This window comes from Ktedonobacterales bacterium (assembly GCA_036557285.1).
Lineage (GTDB): Bacteria > Chloroflexota > Ktedonobacteria > Ktedonobacterales > DATBGS01 > DATBHW01.
This window is the reverse complement of sequence record DATBHW010000056.1, coordinates 1-16,013: the sequence shown is the minus strand read 5'-3', so window position 1 is coordinate 16,013 and position 16,013 is coordinate 1. Positions and strand designations below refer to the sequence as shown.

Genomic DNA, 16,013 nt, shown 5'->3' with positions numbered 1-16,013 from the left:
CCAACGCCACAGCTATATACGCTATTTCCTGCGTCTCGCTCCATGCTCCCCCCTCCTTACCTCTACCATTCCTGCTCCCATACTAACATAGAGCCGGAAAAATAGAAAGAGGGCTGCCGCGCGGGGTTCTACCAAATCTGAGGTGTTGGCAAGCGAGGCGTGTTACTGGTAGCGCCGCCATCTTGGCGGCCAGCGTTGGCCTGCTGGTCCGCTGGCCCCCAGGGCGAACGCTCGCCAGGGCGCAGCGTTGGCCGCCTGGAAGGCGGCGCTACCAGTGACCCCCGATAATTGGTGGAACCGCAAAGGCGCACCACTGGTCTTTTGTGCAGATCTCTGGTATACTGGCCGATGAGAATGACGCCTTGTGGCGCAGCGCACGCCTGGTGTGGTGGTATGTCTACGCCGATTTTAGCCACGAAACTGTATATCCCCCCGCCTCGATCTAAACTGGTCAGCCGTCCCCGCCTGATCGAGCGGCTGAACGAGGGGCTGCACCGCAAACTGACCCTCATCTCGGCCCCGGCTGGCTTTGGGAAAACTACACTGATCAGTGAATGGCTCGCCAGTTGCCACCGACCGGCAGCCTGGCTGTCGCTAGAGGCAGGGGATCACGACCCCGCGCGCTTTCTGATGTACCTGGTCGCTGCTTTACAGGCGATTAAGAGGACTATTGGAGAAAGCGTGTTGGGGGTACTCCACTCCCCTCAGCCACCGCCTATCGAATCAATTCTGACGGCCCTGCTCAATGACCTGACCACCCTCTCGGATCCGTTCGTCCTCGTCCTGGACGATTACCACGTGCTGGATGCCCAACCGGTGGACCAGGCCCTGACCTTTCTGCTGGAGCATCTGCCACCCCAGATGCACCTGGTCATTGCCACCCGTGAGGATCCCCAACTGCCATTGGCCCGGCTGCGCGCCCGGAGCCACTTGACCGAACTGCGCGCTGCCGACTTGCGGTTTACCCCCTCTGAAGCCGCCGGATTTCTCACCCAGGTGATGGGCCTCAACCTCTCAGCCCAAGACATCGGGCTGCTTGCCACCCGCACCGAAGGCTGGATTGCCGGGCTGCAATTAGCTGCGATTTCCATGCAAGGACATCAAGATGCCGCCGACTTCATCACCGCGTTCACCGGCAGCCACCAGTTCGTGATGGACTATCTGGCGGAAGAAGTCTTGCAGCAGCAACCCGCAAGCGTCCAGGCGTTCTTGCTGCGCACCTCCATCCTCGACCGCCTGTGCGGTCCCCTGTGTGATGCCGTGCTGTGCACCTCCTCGGCTTCCGGGCAAGCCACCCTGGATTATCTCGAACATGCCAATCTGTTTCTCGTCCCCCTGGACAACGAGCGGCGGTGGTACCGCTACCACCATCTCTTTGCGGAGTTGCTGCGGCAGCGGCTGCGCCAGAGCATCGCCTCGTCTCCAAAGGATGAAAGCAGGAGCATAGACGAATTACACCGACGTGCCAGCCAGTGGTATGAAGACAATGGCCTGGAAATAGAAGCGTTTCACCACGCTGCTGCCGCTCATGATGTAGAGCGCGCCGAGCGCCTGATGGAAGGCAAGAAGATTCCTATGCATCTCCGTGGCGCGGCAGCGGCTCTCCTGGACTGGCTGGCGTCGCTGCCAAAGGCCGTGCTGAATGCCAGGCCCTCCTTGTGGGTGAGGTATGCCTCGTTGTTGCTGGTGAATGGTCAAACGACTGGCGTGGAGGAGAAACTGCGCGCGGCTGAAGTCGCCCTGCAAGGCGCCGAGGGGGATGACGAGACCCGAAACCTGGTCGGGCAAATTGCCACCGCCAGAGCGACGTTGGCGCTCACTCGGTATCAGGTAGAAACCATGCTGGCCCAGTCGCGCCGCGCCCTGGAGTATCTGCATCCTGCCAACCTGTCTCTCCGTGCTAACGCTTACTGGACGCTGGGGTTTGCCTACCAACTCCAGGGAGATCGAACTGCCGCCCGCCGGGCCTATACCGAAGCCATTGCGCTCAGCCAGGCATCCGGGAATATCTTCTTCATCCTCTTGGCGACCATCGGCCTGGGCAATATCCAGGAGGCAGATAACCAGCTTCATCTGGCAGCCCAGACCTACCAGCGCGTCCTGGAACTGACAGGTGATCAACCCCTTCAGATTATCTACGAAGCACATCTGGGTCTGGCCCGCATCCGCTACGAATGGAACGACCTGGAGGCTGCCGAGCAGCATGGGCGACAGAGCCTCCACCTGGCGCGGCAATACGAGAGTGTGATTGACCGATTCATTCTCTGTGAGGTCTTGCTGGCTCGCCTGAAACTGGCGCAGGGCGACGTGGACGGCGCGGCCACGCTTTTAGCTCAGGCCAGCCAGTCCGCGCGCCAGCACAACTTTGTGCATCGCATCCCGGAAGTGGCTGCCGCACAGGTGCTGCCGTTGCTGCGCCAGGGCCAGTTGGCGGCAGCCGCGCATCTGGCAGAGACGCACAAACTCCCTGTCAGCCAGGCTCGTGTGTACCTGGCGCAGGGAGATCCATCGGCAGCACTGGCGGTGCTCGCACCCTGGCGAGAGCAGGTGGAGGCCAGGGGGTGGGCGGATGAACGGCTCAAGGTGCTGGTGCTCCAGGCGGTTGCTCTCCAGGCGCAGGGGGAACGGGACCAGGCGGTGCAGCTCCTCCTGGACGCGCTGGCGCTGGCTGAGCCGGAGAGTTTCATCCGGCTCTTTGTTGACGAAGGGAGGCCAATGGCTCAGCTCTTGTCCAAAGCAGCCGCTCTTGGGAGGATGCCAGACTATATTGGGAAGTTGCTGGCTGTATGTAAAGTTGAGGCACAGAAGAGCGCAAACCCATCGCCGCGATCTCCTGCCCAGCCCTTGATCGAGCCACTGAGCCGACGCGAGTTAGAGGTGCTTCGCCTGATTGCGCAGGGACTTTCCAATGATGAGATTAGCGAGCGGCTGTTCCTGGCTCTGGACACCGTGAAAGGGCACAATCGGAAAATCTTTGGTAAGTTGCAGGTCCAGCGGCGCACCGAAGCAGTCGCGCGTGCCCGCGAGTTGGATCTGTTGTAGCTGAACCATCAACTGGTCCGCAACCACCGTCTCAAGAACTGTCCGCCAGCTCTCCAGCACCCAAACGTTTTAACCTTCTATCCTCTCAGCGCCCCCAAAACAACACTCCAAACAACACTTTCGTGTCTCGTTGTGAAGGGGGTATGGAGTTATGCTCTTGATAGGTCAAGCACGCGGCACCGATGGTTCTGACTGACCACAAGGGGGACGGGATCATGACCAACGACATGAACGCGGAAATTGATCCGGGTCAGCCAATGATCTATCAGATCAGGATCAAGGGCCATCTGGGCCATCACTGGTCAGACTGGTTTGGGGGACTGACCATCACGGCTCTCGACAACGGCGAGACGCTGTTAACCGGCCCGGTGGTTGATCAGGCCGCCTTGTATGGGGTGCTCAGAAAAGTGCGGGATGTCGGACTGCCATTGCTCTCGGTTATTTGTCTTACACCCGGCCAGGCAGATGCGTCAGAGGTTACACAGTAAATCCAGGCAAGCTCCTTAAGATGAAGCAAAGCAAACGTGGAGGAAACGCATGAAAGCCATACTACTCACCCGCTACGGGACACCGGACACCCTTCAACTCAAAGAGGTAGAAAAACCACTCCCTAAAGATCATCAAGTCCTGATAAAAGTATCTGCGGCCTCCGTCAATGCACTTGACGGGCATAGCCTGAGAGGGAAACCTTTCCTGGTCCGCACGAGCAATGGGCTGCTCAAACCAAAAGATCAGCGACTCGGCGTTGACCTGGCGGGACGAGTGGAGGCGGTCGGCGGGGCTGTCACACAGTTTCAGGTCGGTGATGAAGTCTTTGGGAGGGGGTTGGGCGCGTTTGCCGAATATGCGTGTGCGCGTGAAGACGCCGTAATAGTGAAACCAACCGCGCTGACTTTCGAGGCAGCCGCTGCCGTCCCGGTAGCAGCCCTCACCGCGCTTCAGAGTCTGCGAGATACTGGACAGGTTCAGCCCGGCCAACAGGTTTTGATTCATGGCGCCGGCGGGGGTGTAGGAACCTTTGCCGTGCAGCTTGCCAAAGCATTCGGAGTAGAAGTCACGGCTGTGTGCAGCACACACAATGTGGACCTGGTCCGTTCGCTTGGTGCAGATCATGTCATTGATTACACGCAAGCGGATTTCACCAAGAATGGGCAGCGCTATGATCTGGTACTGGCCGTGAACGGCTATCATTCCATTTTCGCGTATCGGCGTGCATTACGCCCCAAGGGAATTTATGCTATGGTCGGAGCCTCTAAGGAGCATTTAATCCAGGCTTTACTCCAGACCCTGCTCCTGGGGCCAGTGCTGTCAAGGAAGGGGAGACAGAAACTGGGGTTCATGCTGGCGCACCCAACCCAGAAGGATTTGGTGTTTCTGAAAGAGCTACTTGAAGCCGGAAAAGTCGTACCTGTAATTGATAGATGTTACCCGTTACACGAGACGGCGGAGGCTATCCGGTATCTTGAAGAGGGGCACGCCAGAGGAAAAGTCGTCATCACAATGGATCAGAACAGCTAGCCCAGACACAGCCCGGATCAATGTCATCTTGGAGGGGTCTCATGAAAGCGATGGTATGGACCAAATTCGGACCACCGGAAGTGCTTCAGCTCCAAGAGCTAGCAAAACCTGCGCTTTCGGATCATGAGGTTCTGATCAGAATCTATGCGACGACCGTCACAGCAGGGGACTGTCAGCTGCGCAGTTTACAACTCCCTCTCGCGTATCGGCTTCCTATATTCATCGGTGTGGGTCTCCTAAGACGCCTAAGACCAAGGCCCTTTATCCTGGGACAGGAGATAGCTGGTGAAATTGAAGCCGTCGGCAAAGATGTACAACGCTTTAGCAAAGGGGACCAGGTTTTTGCCTGGACTGGTATCGGATTGGGTGGTTATGCTGAGTACAAATGTCTGCCTGAAAAGGGGGTGATGGCAATCAAACCAGCCAACATGACCTATGAGGAAGCTGCCACACTTCCTGTAGGTGGACTGGAAGCCGTGCATTTTCTGAGAAGAGGCCAGGTGCAGAGCGGAGAAAAGGTGTTGATTAACGGTGCAGGAGGAAGTATCGGGACGTTTGCGATACAGCTTGCCAAGTACTTTGGGGCGGAGGTGACGGGGGTGGATAGCGCCGGGAAGTTAGACCTGCTGCGCTCGCTTGGAGCAGACCACGTCATTGATTACACGCAAGAGGATTTCACGAAAAGGGGTGAGACCTATGATGTGATTTTTGACGTGATAGGCAAGAGTTCGTTTTCCCGGAGTTTCAGGTTGCTCACGCCGAATGGGCGCTATCTGCTAGGGAACCCTCCGCTGTCACACCGGGTTCGAGGGCAATGGACGTCGCGGAGAAGCAACAAGCAGGTTATCCCCTGGGCAGCAAGGACAGGGAGCGAATACGCTGAAGACTCAAAGTTCCTCACAGAGCTAATTGAAGCGGGAAAGATACACGCGGTCATCGATCGATGTTATCCGTTAGAACAAACAGCCCAGGCCCACCGATATGTCGAAACCGGACAGAAAAAGGGCCATGTCGTCATCACGGTGACACAGGATAATAAAACCTAACAAAGCACGGCCCCTGAGACGTCTGACACGCCGAGGTACTTCAGACAACCGAATGCCCATATAGGGCGGACTCCTCCTCGAAAAGGGATCGGATTGTTATGGTTGCTGGCGCTCACTGATGATCGTAGACATCTGAGGAGCGGCCAACTGCTGTTCAATCGCCGCGCACAGAGCCGCCGCTCCGTCCTCCTGGGCGATCTGGTCACGCAGATGCCGGGCTGCCTGGAGGTAGCGGGAGGTGTGCAGGAACTGGTTGAGGATGCGAGCAGCCCGATCAACAGTGAAGCGGCTCCAGGGGAGGTATGCGCCTGCACCCAGGCGCGCCACCTGGCTAGCCGAGTACAATTGATCGAAGCCCCAAGGAACGACCAGCGCGGGCACTCCGAAGCGCAATGCCTGGGCGATGGTACCGATGCCGCCATGCTGGATGATCGCCGCGCAGTGGGGGAAAATTGCCGAATAGGGCGCAAAGGGCAGCGCCAGCACCTCCCTATCTTCTGGCTGACCCAGATCATCAGCAGCCATTCCAATCACCAGGGCACGTGCTCCTGCCTGGCGGATGGCCGCGATGCTGGTCTGGAAGTAGGGCGCAAACGCCCGGCGCATCTCTGGCCCAATCGATCCCGCTGTCACGGCCACCAGCGGGCGTCCCTCGCCGAGATAGGCTTCGAGTTCGGGAGGCGCTTGCCAGGTGGAGGGTGTATCCCAGAAGCAGAACCCTGTCACCTGCACGTAGGCAGGCCAATCAGGTGGGCGTGGCTGAAACACGGAAGAACAGGCAAGGCATACCAACTGCTCCGACGCATTGCCTAGCCAGAGCAGTTCCCGGCGCGGCGGCAGACCATAGCCCGCCCGCAGGCGATTGATAGGACGATCCGCGATGCGCCCCAGGATTAGCCCGCCCAGCCCCCAGGAGAAGCGATTGCTGGCGCGCTGCACTGGCCCCGGTAAGGTGAATGGCGGCGGCTGCGTGATGATGTGCGCGGAAGGCAGGGTCACAGGCGTTAGCGCCGCTGTTACCCAGGGTATGCCAGTGAGGTCGGCTACAAACGACGCGGCCAGCTGCGCGGAAGAAGCGACCAGCAGATCGGCATTGCCACACGCCTGGCGCAATTCCTCCACATTGGCCGAAAGCGTCGGCAGAATGCCTTGCTGCACCAGCAGCGAGATCGATCTGATTGGGTTGCTTTTGCCCAGCATCTGGCGAGCAGCGGGTGCCAGGTTGGCAACCACATTGCCGCTGAGGACATCAACTGGGAAGCCGAGCGATTCCACCGTCGCGCGAAAGTGCTCCTGCATCGCGAATCGGACCTCATGTCCGCGCTCGTGCAGCCGCAGCCCTAGCGCCAAAAACGGATTCAGATCGCCCGATGACCCAAAGGTCGAAAGCATGATACGCGCCATAACAAAGAATTCCTCACGTTAGAATGATTGGTGCATGAGATAACCTATTTCCGGTTGGCTCAGCTTTCATGGACCTCTCGTGTAGTGCCCAGCCCTTAAAATGCGGACCTTGTGGGTATTGTAAGGAAGTAGTGCTTCTTACGCAAGCTTGATGTACTGAAGGGAGAGCATCCCCCCGGCTCCGCGAGCATTCATCTCGCGCTGGATACGCTTGCCTGGTCCGGCGCTGGCGGGATCGGTGCGGCGGATTTATCTAGCAGCATCTCCGGTGGTATCCCATCTGGAGGTGGAGTGATGGCCGCTGTACGCTTCGGCAGGCTTAAAACCACTACCAACGCAGCGACAGTGGCGCCTACGATCAACGAGAACGGAGGCCCCCACCAACTAGCCAGCCCTCCAGAAAACAGGTTGCCAATGGGCGTTGTACCCGCAAAAACGACTACATACATGCCCATAATCCGTCCACGAAGGTGATCAGGGCTGCCGGTTTGCAACGCGGTATTGGCGGTTGCAGAGAATGAGATGGTGGCAAACCCGATGGCTGCCAGCAGAAGGAGCGAAAGTGGATAGAAACGCGACAATGCAAATCCTACCTCGCAGGCGGCCAACGCTGCTCCACTGATAAGCAAGACGCTCATGCGTGGCTTGCGCCCAATAGCTGCAATGACCAGGGCAGCTATCAAAGAGCCAAGCCCGGTGATGGCAGACATTGCTCCGTAGCCGGACGCTCCCACTTTCAACACGTCAGCAGCAAACAAAGGGAGAATAATATTAAAGTTCAGCGCAAAAGTCCCTACGGCAGCTATCAGGAGGACGATGGTGAGCATTATAGGGGTCTGCCGTATATACTCCAGACCCTCTCTCAACTGAATAAAGGATGATTTCCAGCCACCTCCCTTATTGGAATGGGCTACCGACAGTAATTTGTCAATGCGCATGAGCGCCAAACCAATAATTACGGCGATAAAGCTGATCCCGTTGAGCAAAAAGAGCGGGGCGACACCCAACCAGCCGATCAATATTCCTCCGATGCCTGGACCGATTATGCGGGCGGTATTAAACAGGGAGGAGTTGAGTGCTACGGCGTTCAAGACATCTTCGCGCCCGACCATTTCTACGACAAACGCCTGGCGGGTTGGCATATCGAGGGCATTTATCGTCCCCAGGAGGGTAGCCAATACCAGGATTTGCCAGATCTGCACGATATGAGTCACAGTGAGCGCATACAGGAGGAAGGCCAGGAGCATAGCACTGCTCTGGGTGATGAGCAATAATCGTCGTTTAGGCCAGCGGTCAGCGATAACGCCCCCCAGGAGCGACAAAATTAGCACGGGAAGGAACTGAAGTGCGCCTACCAGACCAAGTAGCAACGCATTGTTATGCGAGAGTTCCAGAACAAGCCAGACCTGGCCGATGGATTGCATCCAGGTGCCAATCAACGAAATAAGTTGACCAAACCAGAACAACCGGAAATTATAATGGCGCAGTGCCCTGAAAGCCCGTGCCATTACTAATCCCCCAGTGCGCATCTTCAGTGGGCGTCGTGCTTGATTTCGAACTAATCGAGCGAACATAAAAACCTCATAAATCGTTAGCTTTATCTCTAAGTATATCAGACATTTACGTTAACGTCAATCTCGACTTGGTATCAGAATTAAAGGGGTTTTCTAAGCAGGTGATACTCTTTCACAATGAAGATGAGGGGATAGATGTCGTCCCTTTGCTCCACCAAGGGTAGGCAGTGAGGCGCTGAAGATGAGACGGCGCCTTCCATAAATGCCGAAAGGCCGCTGTCCTCGCCTCTTTCAGCTTCTCCTGGTCCAGCGCGCACGCAGTCTAGCCTCTTAGGCGACCAGATGCCCCATCTGGTCGTCGCCAGGGCCAAGATGGCGTATTTTACCCATGTCGGATGTGAGCGCTTCAGGTATACTGATGATAACGAGCCAATCATCTAACACGCTGATCTGCCTGGTTCGCCCAGCATCGCCACACGACACCAACCAGCGAGCGGAGCTGCCGATAGGGAGGAGTCTTCTTTGCACCAGTCTCACGACACCCGCGCTACCCGGAGGCGGCGCTTGCCGGAACAACGTTTCAAGCATACCGACCACCTGACACCGAACCGGCCTCCTATCCTGTCCAGTTCCGTCAGCGGTTTCAGAGCTGCTGTCCAGCATCACCTGCCTGCCGAACTGACCTCTTTGATCGGTCGTGAGCGCGATGTGGACCAGCTTTTAACGCTGCTGCGCCGTCCCACCGTGCGATTGGTGACACTGGTGGGACCAGGAGGCGTGGGCAAAACCCGCCTGGCCGCGCAGGTGGCCCGCCGCCTACATACGGCCTTCCGCGACGGGGTGAGCTTTGTGTCACTGGCAAGCATCAGCGAGCCAGGTCTGGTGGCGCCAACGCTTGCCAACGCCTTGCAGGTCCATGAGCGTCGCGGACTCTCCCTCCTGGAGCAGGTACAGGAGGCGCTCCACGACCGGCACGCCCTGCTCGTCCTGGACAATTTTGAACAGATCCTCCAGGCCGCGCCGCTCCTGGAGGATCTGCTCATCGCCTGTCCGACGCTCACCCTGCTGGTGACCAGCCGCGCCGCCTTACACCTGCGCGCAGAACACCAGTTCCCGGTGGCGCCGCTTCCGCTGCCCGATCCTGGCTACTGCGCTACGCCAGAAGATCTTGCGCAGAACCCGGCGGTTGCACTCTTCCTGGAGCGCGCCCAGGCCGTCGTCCCCACCTTCCAGCTCACGCCAACCAACGCGCAGGTCGTGGCAAACATTTGTACTCAGTTGGATGGTTTACCGCTTGCCCTGGAACTGGCGGCGGCTCGGATCAAGGTTCTGCCTCCGCAAGCGTTGCTCGCCCGGCTCAACGAGCGCCTGACCCTGCTCACAGGTGGCTCACCTACCCTCCCTGCTCGCCAGCAAACCCTGTCCAACACACTGGCATGGAGCTACGACCTGCTCTCTTCTCAAGAACAACGGCTCTTCCGCTTGCTCTCGGTCTTCGTCGGTGGCTGCACACTCGAAGCACTGGAAATGGTCGCCGTGCCCATCATGGGCTACCAGGAGCCACTGTTGGATGACGTGACGGCGCTCGTAGATAAGAGTTTGCTCGTGCCTGTCGCGCACGAGGGCGGGGAGCCTCGTTTCGGAATGCTGGAGACCATGCGCGCCTATGGCCTGGAAGCCCTGGTGGCCCAGAGGGAACACGAAACCAGCCAGAAGGCCCATGCGGCCTATTACCTGGCACTCGCAGAGCAGGCGGCCTACCAGGAGATGCGCGGCCAGCCAGCGCCTCCGTACATGTGCCTGGAGCAGGAGCAAGCGAATCTGCGAGCGGCCCTGACCTGGCTGCGCGACCGCGGCGAGACCCAGGCGCTGCTGCGCCTGGCTGGGGCGCTGTGGCGGTACTGGACCATCCAGGGCGCCCGCTTCGAGGCGCTTTCCTGGCTCCAGCAGGCGCTCGACCTTCCCGGCGCGGAAGCGCTCACCGTGGCACGGGCGCGGGCGCTGTGCGGGCTGGGGTTTTTGACCGCGTATCTGCACCACCAACAAGCCGAGGGCCTGGCCTGGCTGGAGGAGAGCTGCGCGCTCTCGGCGCGGCTGGGCGATCAGGAGGGGCTGGCCCTGACGCTGGGCTGGGCGGCCCAGGTGCAGCTCTATCGCGCCGATTACCCGGCAGTCGAGCGCCTGGCCGAGCGGGGGCTGGCCCTGAGTGAGGCTCTGGGCGAGCCGGGGTTTGTCGCCTTTCACGAGAGCCTGCTCGCCCTCCTCGCAGAGAAACAGGGCGACGAGGCGCGCGCCATCGCCCACTGGGAGCAGGCCCGACACCTGGTACAGGCGTTTGACCATCACCCAGGTTTTGGCACGCGCACCCGGCGTCACCTGGCCGCGCTTGCTTTCGCGCGCGGAGAACTGGGCCAGGCGCATGCCTTGCTGGAGGAGAACCTGACGCTGGCCCGGCACATCGGCTATGCCGGGGCCGTCTACTGGTCGCTGGCAGGCTTAGCCACCCTCGCCCGCCTGGCTGGTGACTACGCGCGCGCCGATGCCCTGTGTGTAGAAGCCCTGTTACTGGCGCACCAGGCAGGGGATCGCTATGCGACGGGTCGCCTGTTGTCCATCCAGGGGCAGGTAGCCCAGGCACAGGGCCAGGTGGAACAGGCAAAAGCGACCTACCGTGACGGGCTGCGCCTGGCCGCGAGCATCGCAGCCAGCGAACCAGCCGGTCACTGCTTGCTGGGTCTCGCCTCCGTCGCTCACACCGAAGGCGCCTTACAGCACGCGACGGTCCTCTTCGCTGCCGCCCTGCCCCGGCTCAGCCGCAGTCTTCAACTCGCGCCCGCCGAACGGGCGGCTTGTGAGCAACACCTGGACGACCTGCGCGCTCTCCTGGAGACGCCGATGAGCAATGCAGCGTCATCTCAGGGTGGGGAGATGCTGTTTGCGCAGTTGTGGGCACAGGGACAGACGATGACCTTAAAGCAGGCGCTTCAGGTCGCGCTCACTGAACCCACTCCATCGTCCAGGGCCGCCGATCAAGCACAGATCAGCACCCAGGAAACCCTGCCGAATGCTCTGCCTGCTTCACGGAAACGAGTGACTCTGCCAGCCGGACTCAGCACCCGTCAGGCCCAGGTTCTCCGACTGCTCACCGGGGGGCAGAGCAATCGCGCCATTGCTGACACCCTGGGTCTGAGCGAGAAAACCATCATCAACCACCTGACCAGCATCTTCCAGAAGATTGGCTGCGAAAACCGGGCCGCTGCCGTCGCCTATGCCATCCGGCATGGGCTGGCATAGCAGGACTTTCTCCCACCTCTCCAGCACTCTGCTGTGCCTTGAGATCACTCTACGGCTCCTCCTCTGCTCCTCCAATAGCCCTGGCACAAGCCTTCGTGCCGGAAGCGCCTTGCTGCCAAGCTCCAGGCGGCATGGAATGGTGCAGGCCATCAAGCGCGCATAGGGGTTTCCTCCTAATTTACGCCTGGCTTGCCAATTGGGAGATTCCCCCGATGCGCGCTTGGCGCTGAACCTTTAGACTGATGCTTGTACAGTACCCAGGTGCGTAGCACCTGGTCGTGTTTCACTCACCAAAAGGTGGTAGGGCCTCTCTGGCTCGGCTCTGGCAGACCACACGGCGGCGCTGTCCGCATCCAGGGGAGGGCGGGGGAAGAATGATTGATAAACAGCAAAGAGGAATCATGGACACATTCCAGCAAGACACTCAACAAAAGGCCAGAACCTGGGAGATGGGCTTCTGCACGACAGCATTTTGCCAGTGCAGCTTCCTTATGGTGCATCGGTGCGCCGAGGCCCACGAACTCTGGAGGGTCACGAGAAAGCTAGGCGAAGGGGGGTGGCTCATAGCTGCCATCGAGCCGATATGCCCGGGCTGTGGAGGGGATCTACTGAATTTGAGTACGCTGCGCGGATGGTGTGAAGAGTAGAGGAGCTATAGACCACTTTGTCCATCATGGTTCATACCCGCCTGTGCCCAGTTGTGTTTTGGGGCATGCTGCCCCTTTGCGGAAAAGGAGGACGCTCCTATGGCCTGGGCTTCTGCGCCTGGTGACTGCTCCTCTTGTTGTGAGCCATTACCAGCCAATGCGCCTTTTGGTGGCGAGTGTGGAAGGCCCCTCCGGGAATCCACGCTCGTACCTCAGATCAGCCCTCTCCCTTCCATAGAGGAGGCGCTGGCGGCTTTTCAGCAGCGGTATCCCACGTATGCTTCCACCGGGTATCTGGACGAACTGCGCGCGCGGGAGTACAACCGCCTGGATCAGCAAGGGCAGGTGTATCTGGATTACACGGGCGGTGGGCTGTACGCAGAATCCCAACTGCGTGCGCATATGGCCCTGTTGACCAGTCAGGTGTTTGGCAATCCCCATTCTACGAACCCAGCCTCTCAGGCTATGACAGACCTGGTGGAACACACGCGCAGCTACGTCCTCGAGTATTTCAACGCTGATCCCAGGGAATATGAGGTGATCTTTACTTCCAATGCCAGTGGGGCGCTCAAGCTCGTCGGTGAAGCCTACCCTTTTGGCCCCAGCGGCCAGTACCTGCTGACCTTTGATAATCACAACTCGGTGAACGGCATTCGTGAGTTTGCCCGTGCGAAAGGCGCGCTGTTCTCCTATGTGCCGATTACCCCGCCGGATTTGCGGGTGGACGAAGCGCATCTACTGCAACAACTCCATCAGGCGCGACGAAAACATGCGAACCTCTTCGCCTACCCGGCCCAATCCAACGTCAGCGGCGTGCAACATCCCCTGGAATGGATCGAACTGGCGCATGAACAAGGATGGGATGTACTGGTGGATTGTGCTGCCTTTGTCCCGACCAATCGCCTGGACCTGGGTCAATGGCATCCCGATTTTGTGCCCCTCTCCTTCTACAAAATTTTCGGGTACCCGACTGGCATCGGATGCCTGCTAGCGCGCAAACAAGCGTTGGCAAAACTGCAACGCCCCTGGTACGCTGGAGGCACAATTACCTTGTCATCGGTTATTGCCGCCGAAGAGACCGGCGCTGGATTTTATCTGACACCGGGCGCGGCAGGCTTTGAAGACGGCACAGTCAATTACCTCAACATCCCTGCGGTAGAAATCGGGCTGAACTATATTGCGAGCATTGGCATCGAAATGATTCACGAGCGTGTGTTGTGCCTGACCGGATGGCTGCTGGAGCAGTTGACCGCGCTGCGTCACAGCAATGGCAAACCAGTGGTGCAAATCTATGGCCCCCTCACAACAGACCGGCGTGGCGGGACGATTGCCTTCAATTTCTTGAACCCAGAGGGAAAACTTCTCGATTGCTATCAGGCACAAGCAAAGACCAATCACCTTTCTATCTCCTTACGCAGCGGATGCTTCTGCAATCCGGGAGTCCGAGAGGTTGCCCTGGACTTTACGAAAGAGCGTCTGGCGAACTGTTTCGGGGAGAAAGAGCGGATGACGTATGAGCAATTTCTCCTGGTGATTGATGGGCAAAAGACAGGCGCCCTGCGCGCTTCTGTTGGACTGGCAACGACGTTTAGTGATGCCTATCGGTTTCTACAGGGCGCCCGGACCTTCATTGATAGCATGGAGTGAAGAAGGAGGTAAAGCAGGCGAGTTGCCTTCTTCATCCCGGTCATTTCTGGGGAAATGAATCAGTCACGCTCCCTCTGGCAATGGCATCTGGACACCCAATTGTTCCCAGAACTGCTGCTTGCCCAGATCGGTGACAACGATAGCACGTGTCCCCTGCTGCTTGACTACCCAGCCATGCTCGACACAGGTGGCCCACAGTGCTGCCCCAAGGCTGCCTCCCAGGTGGGGGCGCCGCTCGGTCCAGTCGGGGCAGGCGAACGCAAAGCGACGCCGTTCTCGTCGCACGGCGCTTAGATTGAGTCCAAGCTTGCCAAACACCTCCTCCCCCCTGGCCCCAAGCTCCACCTCAGCATGCATGGCTCCTGGTTCCTTGATGGCCTCCAGAGCCAGCAGGGCATCAAAAAGAGCCACACTATAGCGGCCTGCAAGATGATCGTAGCAGGTACGGGCAGCAACGAGCTGTGGTGATTTCCAGAGCCTGACCGGGACCATCCCCGCCACTACCGTGAGGGACTCAACCAGGTGGCCCACCGATGCATCGCGCAGGGCATAGATAATGTGCCGCCCCTCTCGTGCCGCTCGCACCAGATCACGTTCGCGCAGCAAAGCCAGATGGTTGGAGACGTTTGATTGAGAGACGCCAGTGAGGGACTGCAATTCCGACACGGTTGCGGGGCCTGCCATTAAGTGTTGAAGTATCCCAAGCCGCACCGGGTCAGCCAGTGCTTGAGCAAGGATGACCAGTTGATCACTTTCACTCATCATCATCTCCTGGAGGGTGAAATACATTTGGTTGTAATGATACATTAGATACATCAGCTTCTCATGATATGTTACAACATCTTCACTTATTTGTCCAGTCGCAGGTTGACCAGCAAGACAGCCAGTATGTCCTCCATCCTCACTGGCAGGAGGGCTGCCGCGAAATAGGTGCGCAAGAGCTTGAGTGTGCGCCAGATCAAGATGCGCACGGCCCCCTCGCCTTTGCCCAGGACAGCAGCGATCTCGGCAGCGCCGAGTCCATGCGCAAAGCGCAGGTACAGCACCTGCTGCTGCGGCGGCGGCAAGCGCCGGATCGCTGCGCGCAGTTCTATCTGCGCCTCCTGGCGCAGCACGACCTGTTCGGGAGTCTGTGTCGCGTCTTCCTCCAAGGTCTTGGGGAGCGCGTCCAGCGGGACGATCCGCAGGCGCGCCGAGCGCCGATACGAGTCCACCAGCTTGTGCTGCGCTACGCCAAACAGCCAGCGCCGCCGCTCCCCTTCGGGCACGGCAAGAAGCTGGTTGCGTTCCAACGCGGCCAGAAAGACCTCCACCAGCAGGTCTTCCGCCTCTTCCAGCGAAGCCGTCTGCCGACGCAGGTACGCGAACAGAAGTGGCGCGTACTCCTGGTAGAGGGCGGCTGGACTATCCATGTGCGAACTGGAAGGACTCGGTTGCATCAGACACCTCTGTAGTCAGGATGTGCTACTCAGTACATCGCTGCCAGGGTGAAACCATTACAGAGAAAAGGCGCCAATACGGAGGAATGTGAGCTAGTTCACAGTCTAGTAAGAGAGTGCAGTGGCAGAGGCACACCAGGAACCATCCAGCGTGCTGCCGACGGTAAAGATCGCAAACCCCACGGTATAGAGCCGCACGCGCCCGAAAATATCCGAAATCCCCCAAAAGGAACAAGCAGCGTGGTTATGACGACCATAGCCTCTTGCAAAGCCGCTGATGTATTGTAATATACGCCTCATGAATGCTTGCCTTGCCACGTCGGTCTTATACCAAATCCTGTTAAATAGCAGTGCTATCATGCGAGTTGCGGCCACCAATGGAAGGCGGTGAGGCCACAGATACGCTCAGGGTTTGCCTGAAGCGTCAAGCAGCGGCTGGCTTGGGTCTCGTGCAGGTCGTCC

The 16,013-nt window shown here is 58.8% G+C and carries 12 protein-coding genes; 6 read left to right on the top strand and 6 right to left on the bottom strand.

The window, feature by feature from the left end:
• Nucleotides 1-128: 128 nt before the first annotated feature.
• On the bottom strand, nucleotides 129-416 hold the full coding sequence (locus VH599_17110; GenBank protein ID HEY7350041.1) for a hypothetical protein: 288 nt from the start codon (nucleotides 414-416) through the stop codon (nucleotides 129-131).
• Here VH599_17110 and VH599_17105 point away from each other — a divergent pair.
• From VH599_17105 to VH599_17090, 4 genes are all read left to right on the top strand, one after another.
• Entirely contained in the window at nucleotides 394-3,042 is a 2,649-nt protein-coding gene (locus VH599_17105; GenBank protein HEY7350040.1) for a LuxR C-terminal-related transcriptional regulator, read from the top strand. The genes VH599_17110 and VH599_17105 overlap by 23 nt on opposite strands.
• A gap of 215 nt (nucleotides 3,043-3,257) precedes the next feature.
• Nucleotides 3,258-3,530 (top strand): hypothetical protein, encoded by a 273-nt coding sequence (locus tag VH599_17100; protein HEY7350039.1) that lies wholly within the window; start codon nucleotides 3,258-3,260, stop codon nucleotides 3,528-3,530.
• A 49-nt stretch (nucleotides 3,531-3,579) separates the two neighbouring features.
• Nucleotides 3,580-4,560: an NAD(P)-dependent alcohol dehydrogenase gene (locus tag VH599_17095; protein ID HEY7350038.1), complete on the top strand. Its 981-nt coding sequence runs from the start codon at nucleotides 3,580-3,582 to the stop codon at nucleotides 4,558-4,560.
• 41 nt (nucleotides 4,561-4,601) lie between these two features.
• Nucleotides 4,602-5,606, top strand: coding sequence for an NAD(P)-dependent alcohol dehydrogenase (locus VH599_17090; protein ID HEY7350037.1), 1,005 nt, complete (start codon nucleotides 4,602-4,604; stop codon nucleotides 5,604-5,606).
• A gap of 96 nt (nucleotides 5,607-5,702) precedes the next feature.
• On the opposite strand, the gene VH599_17085 is transcribed toward VH599_17090, so the two are convergent.
• Together VH599_17085 and VH599_17080 are read right to left on the bottom strand one after the other, a co-directional pair.
• Nucleotides 5,703-7,010 carry a glycosyltransferase gene (locus tag VH599_17085; protein ID HEY7350036.1) on the bottom strand — a complete coding sequence of 436 codons (1,308 nt, stop codon included), beginning with the start codon at nucleotides 7,008-7,010 and terminating at the stop codon, nucleotides 5,703-5,705.
• 191 nt (nucleotides 7,011-7,201) lie between these two features.
• The gene (locus tag VH599_17080) at nucleotides 7,202-8,518 is read right to left on the bottom strand and encodes an MFS transporter (protein HEY7350035.1); all 1,317 of its coding nucleotides are present in this window, start codon (nucleotides 8,516-8,518) and stop codon (nucleotides 7,202-7,204) included.
• Nucleotides 8,519-9,046: 528 nt separating this feature from the next.
• On the opposite strand from VH599_17080, the gene VH599_17075 reads away from it, so the two are divergent.
• Both VH599_17075 and VH599_17070 read left to right on the top strand, forming a co-directional pair.
• Nucleotides 9,047-11,818: a LuxR C-terminal-related transcriptional regulator gene (locus tag VH599_17075; protein HEY7350034.1), complete on the top strand. Its 2,772-nt coding sequence runs from the start codon at nucleotides 9,047-9,049 to the stop codon at nucleotides 11,816-11,818.
• A gap of 746 nt (nucleotides 11,819-12,564) precedes the next feature.
• Nucleotides 12,565-14,112, top strand: coding sequence for an aminotransferase class V-fold PLP-dependent enzyme (locus VH599_17070; protein HEY7350033.1), 1,548 nt, complete (start codon nucleotides 12,565-12,567; stop codon nucleotides 14,110-14,112).
• Between the two features lie 63 nt (nucleotides 14,113-14,175).
• On the opposite strand, the gene VH599_17065 is transcribed toward VH599_17070, so the two are convergent.
• From VH599_17065 to VH599_17055, 3 genes are all read right to left on the bottom strand, one after another.
• A complete protein-coding gene (locus tag VH599_17065; GenBank protein HEY7350032.1) occupies nucleotides 14,176-14,874 on the bottom strand; it encodes a metalloregulator ArsR/SmtB family transcription factor in 699 nt (232 codons plus the stop codon).
• 86 nt (nucleotides 14,875-14,960) lie between these two features.
• Nucleotides 14,961-15,551, bottom strand: coding sequence for an RNA polymerase sigma factor (locus VH599_17060; protein ID HEY7350031.1), 591 nt, complete (start codon nucleotides 15,549-15,551; stop codon nucleotides 14,961-14,963).
• Nucleotides 15,552-15,656: 105 nt separating this feature from the next.
• Nucleotides 15,657-15,851 carry a hypothetical protein gene (locus VH599_17055; GenBank protein HEY7350030.1) on the bottom strand — a complete coding sequence of 65 codons (195 nt, stop codon included), beginning with the start codon at nucleotides 15,849-15,851 and terminating at the stop codon, nucleotides 15,657-15,659.
• Nucleotides 15,852-16,013: the final 162 nt, after the last annotated feature.